General features: G+C 36.9%; 8 protein-coding genes and 1 pseudogene. 6 read left to right on the top strand and 3 right to left on the bottom strand.

The window, feature by feature from the left end; all coding sequences use genetic code 11:
- Positions 1–321: 321 nt before the first annotated feature.
- Together ACP6PK_RS04335 and ACP6PK_RS04330 are read left to right on the top strand one after the other, a co-directional pair.
- On the top strand, positions 322–4,272 hold the full coding sequence (locus tag ACP6PK_RS04335; RefSeq protein WP_426558069.1) for a GAF domain-containing protein: 3,951 nt from the start codon (positions 322–324) through the stop codon (positions 4,270–4,272).
- An 806-nt stretch (positions 4,273–5,078) separates the two neighbouring features.
- Positions 5,079–8,387, top strand: coding sequence for a hybrid sensor histidine kinase/response regulator (locus ACP6PK_RS04330; protein WP_426558067.1), 3,309 nt, complete (start codon positions 5,079–5,081; stop codon positions 8,385–8,387).
- Positions 8,388–9,142: 755 nt separating this feature from the next.
- Here ACP6PK_RS04330 and ACP6PK_RS04325 read toward each other — a convergent pair.
- On the bottom strand, positions 9,143–9,505 hold the full coding sequence (locus tag ACP6PK_RS04325; protein WP_426558065.1) for a hypothetical protein: 363 nt from the start codon (positions 9,503–9,505) through the stop codon (positions 9,143–9,145).
- A 185-nt stretch (positions 9,506–9,690) separates the two neighbouring features.
- Between ACP6PK_RS04325 and ACP6PK_RS04320 the strand changes: the two genes are divergently transcribed.
- The 4 genes and pseudogenes from ACP6PK_RS04320 to ACP6PK_RS04305 all read left to right on the top strand — a co-directional run bounded on the left by ACP6PK_RS04320 (position 9,691) and on the right by ACP6PK_RS04305 (position 13,504).
- Positions 9,691–10,053, top strand: a complete 363-nt coding sequence (locus ACP6PK_RS04320; RefSeq protein ID WP_426558063.1) for a rhodanese-like domain-containing protein — start codon at positions 9,691–9,693, stop codon at positions 10,051–10,053.
- A gap of 186 nt (positions 10,054–10,239) precedes the next feature.
- On the top strand, positions 10,240–11,358 hold the full coding sequence (hrcA, locus tag ACP6PK_RS04315) for a heat-inducible transcriptional repressor HrcA (RefSeq protein ID WP_094675396.1): 1,119 nt from the start codon (positions 10,240–10,242) through the stop codon (positions 11,356–11,358).
- 365 nt (positions 11,359–11,723) lie between these two features.
- Positions 11,724–12,990, top strand: a pseudogene (locus ACP6PK_RS04310) (RNA-guided endonuclease InsQ/TnpB family protein).
- A 100-nt stretch (positions 12,991–13,090) separates the two neighbouring features.
- On the top strand, positions 13,091–13,504 hold the full coding sequence (locus ACP6PK_RS04305; RefSeq protein WP_094675393.1) for a hypothetical protein: 414 nt from the start codon (positions 13,091–13,093) through the stop codon (positions 13,502–13,504).
- 1,115 nt (positions 13,505–14,619) lie between these two features.
- Here the strand turns inward: ACP6PK_RS04305 and ACP6PK_RS04300 are convergent.
- Positions 14,620–17,346: a chloride channel protein gene (locus ACP6PK_RS04300; RefSeq protein ID WP_426558061.1), complete on the bottom strand. Its 2,727-nt coding sequence runs from the start codon at positions 17,344–17,346 to the stop codon at positions 14,620–14,622.
- A 554-nt stretch (positions 17,347–17,900) separates the two neighbouring features.
- Positions 17,901–18,101, bottom strand: a complete 201-nt coding sequence (locus ACP6PK_RS04295) for an SGNH/GDSL hydrolase family protein (RefSeq protein ID WP_426558059.1) — start codon at positions 18,099–18,101, stop codon at positions 17,901–17,903.
- Positions 18,102–18,233: the final 132 nt, after the last annotated feature.

Raw genomic sequence — 18,233 nt, 5'->3', positions numbered from 1 at the left:
AGGATTTTGAGTAAGTATTCAAAAAGATTCCTCAGTATAAAGAAAGCTTACTGATAAAATCTAAAAGCATTAAATGAATTGAGAATTCAGAATTGAGATTCAGAATTGTAGAATTAAGCAGTTGTTTTTGTAATGAGGATTTTGAGTAAGTATTCAAAAAGATTCCTCAGTATAAAGAAAGCTTACTGATAAAATCTAAAAGCATTGACATATAAAATTTTTTGTTTTTTAGAAATGAAAAAAAACAAAAACATCTTCCTTATTTTAAGCCTCTTTATTGCAGAGGTAGTGATAACTGATAACTGATAAGTGATAACTGAAATGACACAAACACGTTTTAGAAAAACAAACCAACCCGACAATAGAGCGGCAAATCAAGCTAAAGATTACCATCAAAAATCTCATCAAGAAACTTCACAACCTCAATCAGGTAATAGTAATGGTAATGAAGAAGTAACAATTGTGCCAGTAGAAGTATGGCAGCCAAACAATAACCAAACATATTATTCACAAAACTCTCTAGGTTTAAAGGCAAAAACTAACGCATTAGCAGAAGATTTAGCAGTATTACGCTCTAATATAGATGTCAGAATTAATCAACTTCAATCATTAATAGAAACAGAAGGAGCTGCCGCAGAAAGAGCCGAATTATTAAACGAAATAACCTCTAATATTCGGGAATCTCTTAATGTTGAAGATATCTTTAAAACAGTTGTGGAAGATGCCAGAGCTGCTTTACAAACAGACAGAGTAATAGTATATGACTTTGATGAAAATTGGCAAGGTACAGTCATTGCTGAATCAGTTGGTAGTGAATGGCCAAAATCCTTGGATGCCAAAATAGCCGACCCCTGTTTTGCAGACCGTTATGTAAACTTTTATCAAAAAGGGCGAGTAAGGGCGATCGCTGATATCTATGAAGCAGGATTAACAGAATGTCACATTGGTCAACTCGAACCCTTTGCCGTCAGAGCAAATTTAGTCGCTCCCATTCTTGCCGATGGAGAATTAATGGGTTTATTAATAGCCCATCATTGTGCTGAACCCCGACAATGGATAGAATCAGAAATCGAATTTTTCCAGCAACTGGCGATTCAACTGGGTTACGCTGTAGATCAAGCGTTACTTTTAGAAAAACAACGTGCAGCTACCCAACAAGCTCAAAAATTAAATCAAATTAATGCTGAAATTCGTAAATCTCTCAGTCTGAAAGACATATTAGTTGCTGCAGTCGAACAAACCCGCAGTGCTTTAAATTCAGACCGAGTAGTAGTCTACGAATTTGATAGCGACTGGAAAGGCACAGTTATTGCTGAATCAGTTGATAGTAACTGGCCAAAAGCTTTGGGAGCAAAAATTGCTGACCCCTGTTTTGCTGACCGTTATGTACAACCCTATCAACAAGGGCGAGTTAAGGCTACAGAAAATATTTATGAAGCAGGATTAACTGATTGTCATATTAATCAGCTTAAACCCTTTGAGGTTAAAGCTAACTTAGTTGCCCCTATTGTAGTAGATAATAAACTGCAAGGTCTGTTGATTGCTCACCAATGTTCTGGTCCGAGAGCTTGGACAGAATTAGAAATCGATTTGATGGGGAAAGTTGGTGTTCAAGTGGGGTACGCTCTAGACCAAGCATATCTATTAGAAAGGCAACAAGCTGCGGTTAAACAAGCTCGATTATTAAACGAAATTTCTAACAGTCTGCGGAGTACCACTAATACTGAAGAAGTTTTTGATACTCTAATTGAAGAAGCTCGTAATGCTCTGGAAGCAGACCGCGCCGTCATCTGCCAATTTGATGAGAATATGGTCGGTACAGTGGTAGCAGAATCAGTCGATCGGAGTTTTACAGCTACTCTTGGGCATAAGATAGATGACTCTAGCTTTGGCAAAAACTTTAAATCCTATCTGCGCGGGCAAGTTAGCACCATTGAAAATATTAGAACATCTGGAATAGCTGAGTCGGACATTAAACTATTAGAGCCTTTTGAAGCTCAAGCTAACATTGTTGCTCCTGTTTTAGTAGAAGCAAAACTCTATGGTTTGTTAATTATTTATCAATGTTCTAAAGCTCGAAGTTGGGAAGAATCAGAAATTACCTTTATTAAACAGTTAGCTAGTCAAGTCAGCACATCCTTAGAACAAAAAAGACTTTTAGAACAGCAAAAAGTCGCCACCGAACAAGCACGACGCTTGAATGAAATCAGCTCGATGATTCGGGAGTCTTTGAACGAACAGGATATTTTTAACACAGTAGTAGTTGAGACTCGCCAAGTGTTAGCAGCAGACCGAGTAATGATTTATAAGTTAGATACTGACTACAATGGTGTTGTTGTAGCTGAATCAGTAGATAGTATGTGGCCTGTTGGTTTGGGAAGCAAGCTAGACAGCAAATGTTTTAAGGAACATCATATTAAAGCTTATCTGCGAGGACGAATTAAGGTATTCAATAATCTGCACGACCCCTCTCAAACCATGATTGATGATGCTAAGAATACCGAATGTTACTTAAAAGATGCTGAACCTCTAGAAATTAAAGCGACCTTGACAGCTCCAATTATTGTTGAGAAAAAGCTGTATGGTTTCTTTGTGACTAATCAATGTTCTGGCCCTCGGAACTGGAAAGATACAGAAGTTGATTTTATTAAGCAGTTAGCAACTCAAATCGGTTTTGCAGTTGAACAGGAAAACCTGATACAACAACAAAAGACAACTGTTGAACAGTCTAAAAAACTGAATACAATTAGCTTAAGGATTCGGGAATCTCTTGATATTACCCGCATTTTCCGTACCGGAGTAGAAGAAGCACTCAAACTGATGGAAGCTGACCGGGTGGTAGTTTATCGGTTTGATGAAGATTGGGATGGCAAGATTATTAGTGAGGCGGTAAAACAGGGGTATATCAATATTGCCGAGATGGAAACCGATGTAGCTTGTTTTCCCGCAGATTATGTGGAACCCTATCGTCAAGGTCGGGTACAAGTGACACCAGATGTTACTAAAGCAGGTTTGACAGCGTGCCACGAAGAACAACTTGGAAAATGGCAGGTTAAAGCTAATATAGTAGCTCCAATTTTGGTTAACCAAACTCTCTATGGTTTATTGGGAGTGCATCAATGTTCTGAAACTCGCAACTGGTTAGAGTCGGATGTTGAGGTGTTTAAGCAGGTGGCTTTACAAATTGGATATGCTCTTGACCAGGCAATTTTGTTACAAGAAATTCTACAAGCTCGCCAAAAAGCAGAAGCTATATCTGTTGAGCAACAACAGCAAAAAGAATTACTCGAAAATCAGATCGAAAAGTTTTTGGCAGAAATCGAAAATTCTTTCGATGGAGATTTAACAGTTCGAGCTGCTGTAACAACTGGGGTAATGGGAACTGTTGCTGACTTCTTTAATGCCACAATTGAAAACTTACAGCAGTTGGTATTGCAGGTACAGTCGGCAACAAATGTTGTGAGTTCGACAACTGAAGGTAATGAGGTAGAAATTAAGAAGTTGTCTGGTGAAGCTCAACGGCAAGCTGAATCAATAGCTAATGCTCTGCAACAAATTCAGGTCATGGCTAATTCTGTGCAAGCAGTGGTAGGTAATGCTCAACAAGCAGAAGCTAAGGTGCAGCAAGCAAATCAGATTCTCCAAACCAGTGATGCTGCGATGAACCGAACTGTGGATGGTATTGTGGGAATTCAGAAAACAGTGGAGGCAACTGCCAGGAAGGTGAAAACTCTAGGGGAAACTTCTAAGAAGATTTCACGGGTTCTGAGTTTGATTAATGATTTGGCAAATCAAACAAATGTTTTGGCTTTGAATGCTTCGGTAGAAGCAACGAGAGCAGGACAAGACGACCAAGGTTTTGCTACAGTTGCTAGTGAAGTACGTTCTCTGGCAGAACAGTCAGCTAGTGCTACTCAGGAAATAGAGGAAATTGTTGAGGAACTTCAATCTGGAACCAGTGAAGTTATTAAGGCAATGGTAGTTGGACGCAAGCGAGTAATGATTGGTACTCAGTTAGTTAAGGGAGCGCGCAAAACTCTAACAGATGTGTTGGATGTGAGTGGAGAAATTAGTGAGTTGGTAGAGGGAATTACTGTTTCTGCTACTACTCAAGCTGATACTTCTAATGCACTGTCGAAAACAATGGAGGAAGTAGCGGCGATCGCTAATCAAACTTCTGAACAATCTACTACTGTGGCAGATTCTTTTGCTAAGTTACTAGCAGTTGCTGGAGAGTTAGAAAAGAATGTTGCTGAGTTTAAGGTAAATTAATAATGGATAATTGATAATTGATAATTGATAATTAGAGATAGTTTTCATTATCCATATCCATTAATTAGGGTTTGCTCAAAAAGTCTTATGGTTAAGGGTAGGAGTCAAGCCACCCCCGCCCCTCCTAGGAGGGGAGTCAGGAGCTTTAGGTTCAGTAGGGTGCGTTGCAACGCACCCGCATCCCTAGAGTATTTGAAACTCTCAGTAATCTTAGAAGCTATTTGTAAACTCATAAAAAACCTCTCTCCAAATCTCTCTCCTGCGAGGAGAGAGGCTGGCTTCACCCCCATTCCCTTGTAGGGAAGGCGGGCAGGGGGGGTTAGGTTTTGAGGATTCATCGGTTCTATGCAATACTTCTCAAACAGTTTCTTACTTTTGAACTCTGACTTTTGACTTCTCAGTTGAGGAATAAAACCTCCAAAGTCTTACTTTTGGAAAGTACACAAAGAAACCCGGTTTCTTGGATAAATCGTTGTTTTTATAGAAATCTACAAAAAACCCGGTTTCTGAGTTAGCCTGCTTAACGAAGTCAGAAGTCAGAAGTCAGTAGGGGTGATTTCCTACGGAATGCTCCGCAAAGGCTCTTCACCCGTACAGAAGTTGTTTTTGTAACGGGGATTTGAGCAAGGCTCCAAAAACATTTCCCTTTAAAAGGGGAGGCTTTAAACCCAATTATTTTGGTAAGTCCTGGTTATACTAAATTAAGTTATGAAAAGTACCTTTTTCAAATTCCTGTCTAACCATCTCCCTCTCCCCCACTCCCTACTCCCTATTCTCTATTCTCTATTCCCTATTCCCTATTCCCTATGATTGAAATTGACGATCAAGCTTACGAATTTTTTGTAGAAGAAACTACAGAATTACTGCAAACTCTTGAGGAAGGATTAATTAATATTTCTCAAGAGCATGAACTTCAAACACTCCATCAATTAATGCGAGCAGCTCATTCAATTAAAGGTGGTGCTGCTTGTATCGGTTTAATGGGAATTAAAACAATTGCCCATGACTTAGAAAATGGTATTAGAGCGCTTTATCAGGAAAATACTGTTTTTGATTTGGACTTAGAGAATTTATTACTGCAAGCTTTTGACTGTTTGCGATCGCCAACTACAGAACAAATTGAAACAGGTAACTATGATGAAAATACAGCTCTTGCTAGTGCGAAACAAGTATTTGAGCAGTTAGAAAAGAAACTTGGGCATTCTCTAGAGGAAGCAGCAGAGTTTCCAGAAGTACCAATGGAACAGGGCGATATGGCTAAGTTCTTGTTTACAGAAGAAATACCTTCTGGTTTGCAGCGTTGGGAAAGTTTGTTAACTGGAAAAATCAAAGGCGATAATGGTTTATCCCTTCAAGATGAATTCAAGAGACAAGCAGAAGTATTTGCGACTTTGGGAACAATGCTGAATTTACCTGGGTTTACTTCTATTGCTCAAACTACAATTAAAGCACTGGAAGTAAATCCAAAATATACAGCAAAAATTGGTCAACTAGCTTTAGCAGATTTTTGGGCAGGACAAAAATTAGTATTAGAAGGCGATCGGGCTCAAGGTGGAAAACCGAATCCAACATTAGTTAAATTAACTAAACCAATAAAATCTAAAAAATCTGTCGCAACTACTAAGCAGAAACAAGTTAATCAAGTTAGTAAAAAATCTGAGGTTACTAATGAAAATCAAGAGCAAAAAGTAGAAACAACTAACAGAATAAAAACTCAAATATCTCAGACTGAAATCCCATTAGTCAATGTCTCTGAGCAAAAAGAATCTGCACCAGAAGTTAGGGATAATAACAATTCAGAAAAAGTAAATAAATCTACTAAAGTTGCCAATCAAAATCAAGGTAAAAAAACAGAGACGACTAATACAAATAAAACTCCATCCTCAAAAGTAAATAAATCTACTAAAGTTGCCAATCAAAATCAAGGCAAAAAAACAGAGACGACTAATACAACTAAAACTCCATCCTCAAAAGTCAATCAAGCTACCAAAGTTGCCAATCAAAATCAAGGTAAAAAAACAGAGACGACTAATACAAATAAAAATCAATCCTCAAAAGTCAATCAATCTACTAAAGTTGCCAATCAAAATCAAGGTAAAAAAACAGAGACGACTAATACAACTAAAACTCAACCCTCTACCTCTAATGGTAATGGTACAAAAGCATCAGTAAATATCTCGAATAAACCAGATTCTACAGCAGAAGTTTCTCAAAATTCCAAGCCAATTCAACAAAAACAAACTACCTCTAAATCTCCATCTAATTTAGGTATTAGGATAGACCTAAAACGCCTAGAAATGTTGAATAATTTAGTGGGAGAATTAGCCACCCAAGATAATAGTTTTATTCTCCAAAATCAACAAACTCAAGCTTCAATAGAAACTTTAGATAAAGGGTGGCTGAGATTTCATCAATTAATGGTACAATTTCAAGATATTACAGCCTTTGCGGAGAAGCTCAAGAAATCACAAAACTCTCAGAATAAAAAACTAGGCTCTTTAATAGATATGTTACCAAATCTCTTAGAAGAAATTGCTCAAATAGGAGAAGCAGTAGATGACATTAAACTATTACATCAGCAAGGTCAACAAATTGTCAAAAAAAGGCAACAAACCTTACAGCAAATACAAAGTAATCTCAACAAAACTCGAATGTTACCTGTAGAATCATTATTTAATAGATTCCCCAGAATGATTAGAGATTTATCAGTACAAAAGCAAAAACAGGTAAAACTAGAATTAGTTGGGATGAATACTATGTTAGACAAAGCAGTTTTAGAGAAATTATATGACCCCATAGTTCATATACTAAGAAATGCTTTTGATCATGGTATTGAACCAGCAGAAATCAGAAAGGCAAATGGCAAACTAGAGACAGGAATAATTACTATTAAATCTTATTATCAAGGAAATTATACTTATATTGAAATTAAAGATGATGGTGGGGGTATAGATGTTGAAAAAATTCGGAATAAAGCCATACTGAAGCAAATAGTTTCTGCGAGTGAAGCAGCAAAATTATCAACAAAACAGTTATATCAATTTTTATTCTATCCTGACTTTTCAACTAAAGAAGAAGTGAGCGATCTATCAGGAAGAGGAGTAGGATTAGATGCAGTATTGCGTCAAACAGAAGCATTAAAAGGGAATATTACTATTCAATCAGAAATCGGTAAAGGCACAAGATTTCTTCTGAGGTTACCTTGGACTTTAACAATTACAAAATTATTAGTTTTTCGTATGGAAGGCAATTTGTTTGCTATTCCCTTAGATATTTTAGCAAGTATTATCTATGCCGAACCGACTGAGATTACAGTAAATAAAGAAGCAGAAGAAACTTATGATTGGAAAGGCAAAAAAGTATCAATAGCACCATCAATTGTATCAGATTATAATTATCCAATAGTCTTAGGAAATATCCAACAAAAATCTGTTGAATTCGGCAAAAACCCTTATGGTCAAAAATCTCAAGGAAAGGTAATGTTATTGTTGATTTCTGAAGATACAGATACAATTGCTATCAAAATAGAACAAATATTAATGGAACAAAATTTGACGATTAAACCTTTTAGTCAACTTTTAACATCCCCATCATATTTGTATGGTTGTACTATTTTAGGAGATGGTAGTTTAGTACCAGTTATTGACGGAGTTAAATTATTAGAAAAAACCTTAAATAAAACGGGGATAAATCGTCAGAAATCACCAGGCATTCAGAAGCAGTTTAAACAGTCTGCTTCGTCTAAATTAACCACTATTTTAGTAGTAGATGATTCTTTAACTACTCGTCAAACTATTTCTAAAACTTTGCAGAAATCAGGATATAATGTTGTCCAAGCTCAAGATGCTAAAGCAGGATTAAGGCAGTTAGACCAAAATACTTATATTAAGGCTATTATTTGTGATGTGGAAATGCCAGAAATGAATGGTTTTGAGTTTCTGAGTCGTTGTCGTAAACAATATTCTCAGGAGGAAATGCCTGTATTAATGTTAACATCTCGTGGCAGTCAACCCTATCGTCAGTTAGCTAAACAGTTGGGAGCAAATGGCTATTTAACTAAACCTTATTTAGACCAAGATTTAATTAATAATTTACAAAAATATTTGAGCAATTAATAGTAAGGATTCAGCATTGTTGAATTTCGCTGATAAGTATTTCCATTATGTTCCATTAAGATTTTTTTATTATTATAGTCATTTCAAATAAGGGTGAAACACTTTTTTGGCTGAAATACTTTGCTAGGTAAATAAACACTCGTCCCAGTCTTATTAAGAATGACTATATCTATTGTTTTCGCAAAGGGAAAAGAAATAAGCATTTGAGCAGTCAATTTTTGATCTTTATGGTATCCAAACAAATTTCGATACCAGCTTTTAAAAGACCTCTGTATTGGTGTCAAGTGTCATAAGTTTCACCTCTTCCCCTTCTATAATTGTACAAAGGAACATCTTTTGCACCTGCTAAATATAGGTTTTCTTCTTTTGTTACCCAATTAATAATTATTAATTATTAATTATTAATTATTAAATAATTCTGGTTTAAAGCCTCCCCTTTTAAGGGGAAAAAAAGTGCTAGGATATTTCCCGATATTCAATTCCTTAACGGTTTTAACCTTCTTGTAATTATCAATTATCCATTATCAATTATCAATTAATGAACAGCCTTAATTTAGCGTTTTTCTGATGGCATTTTTCCCATTTCATAGCTAAATTTATATCAGATAAAACTCGCCATTCAGTCCCCAAATTATCAATTTTGGTATCTACTTTTATCTCATTAATATTGGATTCTTCATCTTTTAAAAAATCCGACATCAAAACATGCATTGGAATGATATAGTCTGTATGAACATTAAAGGCATCTTTTGTCGCTAAATCAAGTAATTCTGCTCCCTAACTTCATACCTAAAGGCTTCTAATACATCTTTCTTATTATTTTGTTCTGGTTCATTTAAAGCTTTTCTATATGAGTAAGGCTCCCATTCTCCATCCTTATTTTTATAATTAAATGCACTATATTTTCCCCAGGAATGAAGAGCTATTTTGAGCTGGGGGTTATCGGACATTGAAATGTGCGGTCGCCGTCGCAACAAAATCCATTTTCCTAGTAAATATTCAGGTGAATTTTCTTTAAGAATTGTTCCTGATGGGGTGCTAGTCAAAACATCTCTACACATTTTTGTCAACTCAGATTTATTTTTCAAATCTCCATAGTAATCATATTTTTTTCTCACTGAAACCTCCTCAAATCTAACGCAGACTTAACTGGTAATTCACGATTATCAAAGAATCACTATTATAGCCTTGAAAAAAAATTATCCAATAGTACCATTAAGCTGCGGAATGTAGAGTTAACAACTTAATGTTTAACATTTATACTATTCTATTAATAAATAAATTAATTCTTGTATCTAAAAAAATGTCACAACAGTTTTCCCAGGAACCTATGCTTGAAATTACTGTCCAAGAGCTAGCAAGTCGCCTCATAGATGGTATTCCTGAAAATTTACAATTAGTAGATGTTAGAGAGCCACAAGAAGTAGAAATAGCCTTTATCAAAGGTTTTAAAATTTTACCCTTAAGTCAGTTTCCTGAATGGTCAGACCAAATTCATGTCCATTTAGACTCCGAGCAAGAAACATTAGTTTTGTGCCACCATGGGATGCGTTCTGCTCAAATGTGCCAATGGTTGAAGAGTCAAGGTTTTACTAATGTTAAAAATATTATTGGTGGTATAGATGTCTACTCATTAGTCGTAGATAAAAGTATACCGCGCTATTAGACAGCAAAAACTTTATGATTATTAAGTAGAAAAGTTTCTTTAACTACATATTTTTTAGCAGAATATGCTTATATCATAACGAAGCACCAAGTTATATTAAGAAAAATAACTCTAATGTTTTGATTAACTAAGATAATTATTTTCTGCTATTGTCTGGAAACTTACCGATATACTCACCCTACATCTATGTCAGTGCAAGTTAAGCTTAATAATCGTCATCAACATATTCTTTGGGCAACAGTTCGCCACTATATTGCGACAGCAGAGCCAGTTGGCTCAAAGTCCCTTGTAGAAGTAGAAGAGTATAATCTCAGTGTTAGTCCAGCAACCATTCGTAATGGGATGAGCTTTTTAGAGAAAAGTGGACTTTTATATCAACCTCATACTTCAGCCGGAAGAGTTCCCTCAGACTCAGGCTACCGAATATATGTCGATCAATTAATGACACCTTCAGAAAATCTGGCTTTTGAAGTTGAAGAACTTTTACAAAAACAACTGAATTGGCCAGAAGGTCGCCTAGAAGCTGTACTTCAAGGAGCAGCTCAAATTTTAGCTACTCTCAGTGGTTATATTTCTTTGGTGACAATGCCTCAGACTTCCACAGCCAAGCTACGACACCTCCAACTGGTACAAGTCGAAGCAGAAAAAATTATGCTAATTGTCGTGACAAATACTTATGAAACTCAGTCACTAATGATGGACTTGGGGGCAATAAATCAAACAAACGATCGACAAAATTCACCAGATAATTCGGTACTTTCCAACCCAGAGGATATTGATAGAGAGTTACAGATATTATCAAATTTTTTGAATAGCCAATTACGAGACCGGGCAATAGGAGAATTATCTTTATTGGACTGGAGTGAACTAGACCGGGAGTTTGAGAAGTACACTGAATCGATCAAAAATCTATTGGAAAATTTAACTCTCCGTTCTCAGACACCTGATTATACCAGAATTATGATTAGTGGTATAGCAGAAGCATTGCGTTTACCAGAATTCTCCCAACTGCAACAAGTCCAAACTATTATTCACCTACTTGAAGAAAAACAAGAGGAACTGTGGCCTTTAATATTTGGAGCTACCGGGAAAAAAACAGATAAGCAGGTGAAAGTTAGAATTGGCTCAGAAAATCCCTTGGAACCCATCCAAGGTTGTGCCTTAGTTTCTGCAACCTATGGGAATGGGACAATTCCTCTAGGAAGTGTAGGAGTTTTAGGGCCAACTCGGATGGTATATGAGAATGCGATCGCTCTAGTTAAATCTACAGCCGATTTTCTCTCGGAAACAATAGGAATTGATTAATGCTGAAATCTATACCTTTTATAGCCACTTTTCATCTCCAATGTAGGGTTTTCAGTAATGTTGTGTAAATTGTCGGCGATCGCCAAAAACATTAACTATTGAATTTATTTTTTCAACTGGCGACCACTCTCCCCTCCTATAGGTCGCTAGTTGGATGGAGACCTAGAGCTTTTATACTAGGTTTTGAAGTGTGGAATGTAGGATTGAAAATCATTTCAGGTTCTCATTTCACAAGTGGAGCTTAGGAATTATTTGTTACATTATTTAACTGAGTTGGTAGTAGAATAAAGATAGAGCATTGACTTAATCAAAGAATAACGATTTAATACGTTAAAAAGTATACCATTATACTGTCAATACCCTACATGAAATCCATCCGAACCAAACTCAAACTGAATAACAAGCAGAAAACACTCTTGGCTCAACACGCAGGTTATAGCAGATGGTGTTATAATTGGGGTCTAAGTTTATGGAATGCTGCTTATAAAGATGGTTATAAACCGAAGGCTCGCAAGCTAAGAGAGGTTTTTACCAATCATACAAAACCACTAACACCCTGGATGAAAAACTTATCTTCCAGAGTATACCAATATGCTTTTCCTTCGGAATGCTACCCTACGGGATGCTTCGCAAACGCAAACATTAACTTGGGTGAAGCATTTAAGAGATTCTTTTCCTTTCCTTCGGAATGCTTCCCTACGGGATGCTTCGCAAACGCAAACAAGGGTTGAGTAAATATCCAAGGTTTAAGAAAAAAGGTAAACATGATTCTTTTCCTTTCCTTCGGAATGCTTCGCAAACGGAATGCTTCGCTTTCCACAATTGATAATTGTGGAAAGCCAATAGAATTAAACGGATGGAGTCATAAACTCCCTTTCATTGGTTGGGTGAAAACTTATGAACCCATTGAGGCAACAACTCAGAAAATAACTATTAGTAGACAAGCGGGTGATTGGTATCTTAGTTTAGCTTTTGAATTTACTCCGACTTCAAAAACAAAAACTACAGAAGTTGTAGGTGTTGACTTAGGCGTAAAAACCTTAGCAACATTAAGCAATGGGAAAGTTTTTGAAAGTTTAAAGTCATACCGTAAGCTTGAACCCAAACTTTCTCGGCTACAGTATATTAACCGGAATAAAATTATTGGTTCAGCTAACTGGAGGGCAGCACAACTTAAGATAGCTAGGCTGCATAGAAAAGTAGCAAACATCCGCAAAGATGCACTTCATAAATTGACAACATACTTAGCCAAAAACCACGGCACAATTGTCATAGAAGATTTGAACGTTAGTGGAATGTTATCTAACCACAAACTAGCTAAATCCATTGCATACCAAGGATTTTACGGATTTAGACGACAGCTAGAATATAAATGCCAATGGTACGGTTCGGAGTTAGTAGTAGTAGATAGATTTTTTCCATCATCAAAGACTTGTTGCAGGTGTGGTCACGTCCAAGATATGCCGTTAAACCTGAGAAGGTATGATTGCCCTGACTGTGGCTTGTCAATAGATAGAGATTTAAACGCAAGTATCAATTTGCGATCGGGCGGTCGGCTTGATCGTGAATGCCTGTGGACGGAGTGCTGCCGACAGTTCCGGTGGAAGGCGGTCAGACCCCGCGTCGGCGTAAGACGCAAGCGGTGCGACCCCGCGACGACGAAAGTCGCAAGGGAACGCGCACCAAGAGAGGGAATGCTGACCAAGAGACAGGAAGTAAACAGTAGAATATCATGCTATATGACGTTTTATATCGGTTTTATGAAGCAGTTGAGTCTGTAAATATGAAAAAATTAAAAAAAATTATATCAGCTTTCTTGGCAACACTACAACCTAAATCAGAAAAACTAGAGGTTGAAACTTATGGTTTAACAGATAGTGAATTTTCTCTAGAAAAAACTGAGGAAATTGTGGGATGGTTACTAAAGGTATTGATAAAAACAGGATATATTGGTAAGTCTTATTTAATTTTTGACCATGGCAATGAAGACTGGGAAGATTTGATGTTGAAAGCAATTTTGAGAGAAGAACCAATGTTTTTGTATCGACTGAATAAAAGACCTTCACCTGCTAATATTGGCTGTCATTGGTATTTAACTGAACATCCGAGTTTGAGACTTTATCAGTTGCACTTTGAGGTTGATTAACAATTAATTAGACATCTCCAGAAAGGAGGGAACAGGGAACACTTATAGCAGTTTTCATGTTTTTTAGAGTACAGAGATTTAGGTTTAAAGGAAGAAGTAAGAAGTTTTGTAGTCTACCTTTGTGAAAACCGCTATAACTGAGAACAGGAATTAAAGATATAGATAATTTCGGTTTTGTTGCATGAAAGTAGCAATAAAACATCGGTGTCGCTTTGCTAGGCATATCAAACGCGGAGCAAGTGCAGCAGCTATATCAGTCTCTTTCGAGAGATTGATGTTTTTTTCATCTATTGTACAATAGTTAGGACTGACTAATTAAATCTTAAAGTATTGACAGATAAAGGTTTGAGCGTAAAATTGATGTTTGTTTCATCTGTTGTACAATAGTTAGGGCTGGCTGATTAAATCTAAAAATATTGACAGATAAGGGTTTAAGCCTAAAATTGATGTTTGCTTCATCTGTTGTACAATAGTTAGGGCTGGCTGATTAAATCTCAAAGTATTGGCAAATAAGGGTTTGAGCCTAAAGTTGATGTTTGCTTCATCTGTTGTACAATAGTTAAGGCTGACTGATTAAATCTCAAAATATTGACAGATAAGGGTTTAAGCCTAAAATTGAGCCTAAAATTGATGTTTGCTTCATCTGTTGTACAATAGTTAGGACTGACTGATTAAATCTCAAAGTATTGACAGATAAAGGTTTGAGCGTAAAATTGATGTTTGTTTCATCTGTTGTACAATAGTTAGGACTGGCTGATTAAATCTAAAAATATTGACAAATAAGGGTTTGAGGCTAAAATTGATGTTTGCTTCATCTATTGTACAATAGTTAGGACTGGCTGATTAAATCTAAAAGTATTGACAGATAAGGGTTTTAACCTTTTTAGGTCGGGAAAAAGTACCGAGTTTTCAGCTCTTTATGCACGGTTCCCGAAAAATCAAAAAGTTAAGATTTTGGGCGCATAGTTGAGCCAAAAAATTACTCCCCTACTCCCCTACTCCCCTACTCCCCTACTCCCCTACTCCCCTACTCCCCCGCTCCCCTACTCCCCTACTCCCCTACTCCCCTACTCCCCCGCTCCCCTACTCATTACAAAAAAATTTTTCAGCAAACCCTAATTATTCGCAGCTCGCACTAAAATTACAGTACAATCACAACCACGAGCGATCGCCTCTGGAATGTTACCATTAATCATGTGCCTCAAAAATCCCTCCTTACTAGCACCAATAACCACAACATCAGAGTGATGAGCATTAGCCAAATCAACCACAGCCTCTGAAACAGATTTAGAACAGACTGTAGTAGCCATCACCTCTGTATGCAGTCTGTGTTTCAGCATTCTAGCAGCTTGCTGCATTTCCTGAATATTAGGATTAACAACAGATTGAGTACAGACTTGACATAGAAGAATTTCTGGCTTCACACTCAAAGAAACTAAAGCAGGCAAAAGTTTAACTGCTGCTGCTTGTGTCGGAATATCCCTAAGAGGTACTAACCATTGTCGCCATCCTAAAAATGAGTACACATAATCAGAATAAGGGTTAAATTTTTCATTAGCAACACCTGAAAACTTTTCTCTCTCTCTAAATTTCTCACCACCCCACTTCACTACCACAACCTCACAAATAGCTTGTTGCATCAGAGTATCCACAATACTCCCAAAAATACGACCAGGTGCAATATCACCCTTCCAACCCATCAATATTAAAGATATATGTCTCTCCTTAACAGTTTCCAAAATAGCATCAGCAATATCGTGACCAACCCGCACTTGAGTATGGATGGGAATTTGTAAATCTGTAGCTATGCGTTCTGCCATTGCCAACAAACGACGACTCTCAGTTGTATCTACCACAGTCTCAGCAGGAGAATTTTGACGAGGTACAATTACAATTTGCAGACATTCTAGTTCATAATTGCGTTGCCGAGCAATTACAGCAGCCAACCTTAATAATGCAGGAGCAGTACGAGGATTACTCAAAGGTACTAACAACCGACCATTACCAATTTGAGGCGCTCGTGTTTGATAAACTACATAAGATGGTTCTGGAGGGTTAGTTCTTGAGTTTGTCTCACCTATTAATTGCTCTGATTCTATTTTAATGATATCAGTATCAGTAATAATCCCCACAAGATGACGACCCTCCATCACAGGTAAACGACTAATTTTGTATCTATGTAAAAGATTTAAAACCTCACTCAGATTATCTCTAGTCTTAACTGTCATTGGATGGAGTGTCATAAACTCTTTTAAAAGATGATTCCCTGGAACTTGACGTTTCCGAGTGTAGACTAAATCTGTCTGAGTGACGATACCTACCAGCAAACCTTGACTGTCAAGTACAGGAAAACCTCGATGAGTAGAACTAGAAAATTTCTGCTTAACTTCATCTAAAGTTAAATTAAAATCAAGAGTTTCCACAGGAGTGTGCATAACTTGATCGGCGCGAATATTACTCAAATAATCATTTGCTGACGTTTCTTTGTTAAGTTGTAGACCTTTTAAATCTAAAACTAGGTCAGATAAAGATTTCTTATCTATCTTTTCTGCCACCAATAAAGCCACAATAGAAACAATCATCAGTGGTAACACCAAACGAAAGTCTTGTGTCTGTTCAAAAATAACTACTACTGCTGTGATCGGCGCTCTTGACACAGCACAAAAGAATGCACCCATTCCTGCTAGAGCGAAAATTGTTGGTTGTTCAATACCAACTAAATTACTTTGCAAAATCCCAATTATTTGACCTAAAGCAGAGCCAATAATTAAAGATGGTGCAAATAATCCGCCAGGGGCACCTGAACCTGCAGCAAATATTGTTAAGATCAAGTGGGCGCTAAAAGCAATGAAACTAAGTTTTAAGTTGGCTTCATTACTTCCCAATATTTCTCTTAAACCTGTATAATTGTGAAATGACTCTGGTAAAGATGCAATTATTAAACCACTAATCAATCCGGTAATAGCTATTCGCCAAGGTAATTTTAATTTCAGTTTACGCTGATTAAATATTGAAGTTGCAATAATTCCCCGACTAAATACTGTTCCTAGTAACCCTGCTAAAATTCCCAAAACTATGTAGAAAGGAATTTCTTTAGGATCTAAAAATCCTGTAATTGATGTATCTAGGTAATCACTGCTGTTTTCTAAGTACAAACTTTTTCCACCTAGCATTTGCGAAGTAACTGCACCGACAAATGAAGCAATAATTGCTGGACCCAAGGTAATGCCAGAAACATCGTGCATTAGGTCTTCAACTACAAATAACACTCCAGCAATAGGAGCATTAAAGCCAGCAGCTAATCCAGCAGCAGCACCACAGGCAATTAACTGACGAGAATAACTGGGAGAAGTGGGAAGCCAACGACTAATCCAAGCTGCCAAAGATGCACCTATTTGCACAGTAGGGCCTTGTCTTCCTAGTGTTAGTCCAGAACCCACTGTCAAAATAGTAGTGAGCATTTTGACAATAGCGATCTGGAAGTTTAAGGGGACTGTCATACCTGCTAGTGCTGCTTTTACTTGTGGTACTCCACTCCCTCCAGTTTCTGGTGCTAAACGTTCTACTAATACACCTGTGAGAAATCCTCCAATTAAGCCAAAAATAGGTAGTAACAACCAAGGAGGAAATTTGAGGGATGCTGCTATTCGCCAACTACCTAGCCAGCCCACCCCTTCTTTGAGGGTGACGGCCGCTAATCCTGAAGTTATTCCGATTAAGCTGGCTTCAACAACTGCTATAAATTTGGGTCTTATTAGAGGCTTGGTCAGAAAGCCTGTGTATGGATAGACAAATGTTTTGAGATAGGTTTGTGTTTCTTCTCGGATGTGCTGATACCACATAAAGAAATGTTGGCTTTTATTTTGGCAGATTTGTTTTTAATTCTACTCCTTAGTTGGTATTTTTTTGATTTATTACTATTAATATAATTAAGCTAGAAAAGCACGATAATTACTTTCTTAGATTAATTACATCTCCTACTGAATTACTTGTCCGAATGAAAGGTAAGCATTGAGACTTAGCTATCAGCTATCAGCCATTAATTCATTATTGTGTTAGGAGGAATTAGTCTCTAAGGAGAATTAAAAGTCCGATACGAAAAAGGTCATTAGTTAATCTTAGTCGTTGTTTTATTCTTTACGAAAATACGAAAAGCTGTTTGCGCAGCATTCCCTTAGAAAAGCTGAATACTTACAATGAAAGTTATTGTTTCTAGAACCAAGATTTCCATCCACTCCAATTTTATATTACAGCACTTTTGAGGATGCTGAGGTACAGTTTTTGCAGTTCAGCCTTCGTTTGCTGTAACAAGCAGGATGCTTGTGTTACCAAAATTACTAATAGACTGGAAGTCTTTGTTTTGTACCTCACTAACTCCGAAATTGCTGTAAGCTTGCTAACTCACAATAACCTGACTATCTTGGGTGAGAAGCGTCATTTTTTTTACTTCTTGCAGCCAATTTTCTGAAGTTTTTAATGGTGTAAAAACATCTAAATAAGGAACATTGAGTTCCAGACATACTTGGGAAAAATCCTCAGATAAATTAACAATCCTAATGTTATGTTGAGCATCATCAACAGGTAGAGAACTTATCATTAATACTGGGAAAAGCTGCTTAACCTGACTTAAAATCTGGTGAGTATTCTCTGTCGATTGATTCCTTTCTCAACGAGTTTTACCGAAATAATTAATAATTAAACAATTAAATAATTAGATCATTCACGCCTT

Origin of the sequence: Dapis hubbardiae BLCC-M172, assembly GCF_050016015.1 — a bacterium.
Lineage (GTDB): Bacteria > Cyanobacteriota > Cyanobacteriia > Cyanobacteriales > Microcoleaceae > Trichodesmium.
This window is presented reverse-complemented; position numbering and strand designations above follow the sequence as displayed.

Coding starts and splice junctions, on each gene's coding strand:
- ACP6PK_RS04320 (WP_426558063.1), top strand. CDS start 9,691: ATGTCACAACAGTTTTCCCAGGAACCTATGCTTGAAATTACTGTCCAA.
- ACP6PK_RS04300 (WP_426558061.1), bottom strand. CDS start 17,346: ATGTGGTATCAGCACATCCGAGAAGAAACACAAACCTATCTCAAAACA.
- ACP6PK_RS04335 (WP_426558069.1), top strand. CDS start 322: ATGACACAAACACGTTTTAGAAAAACAAACCAACCCGACAATAGAGCG.
- ACP6PK_RS04295 (WP_426558059.1), bottom strand. CDS start 18,101: ATGATAAGTTCTCTACCTGTTGATGATGCTCAACATAACATTAGGATT.
- ACP6PK_RS04305 (WP_094675393.1), top strand. CDS start 13,091: ATGCTATATGACGTTTTATATCGGTTTTATGAAGCAGTTGAGTCTGTA.
- hrcA (WP_094675396.1), top strand. CDS start 10,240: ATGTCAGTGCAAGTTAAGCTTAATAATCGTCATCAACATATTCTTTGG.
- ACP6PK_RS04330 (WP_426558067.1), top strand. CDS start 5,079: ATGATTGAAATTGACGATCAAGCTTACGAATTTTTTGTAGAAGAAACT.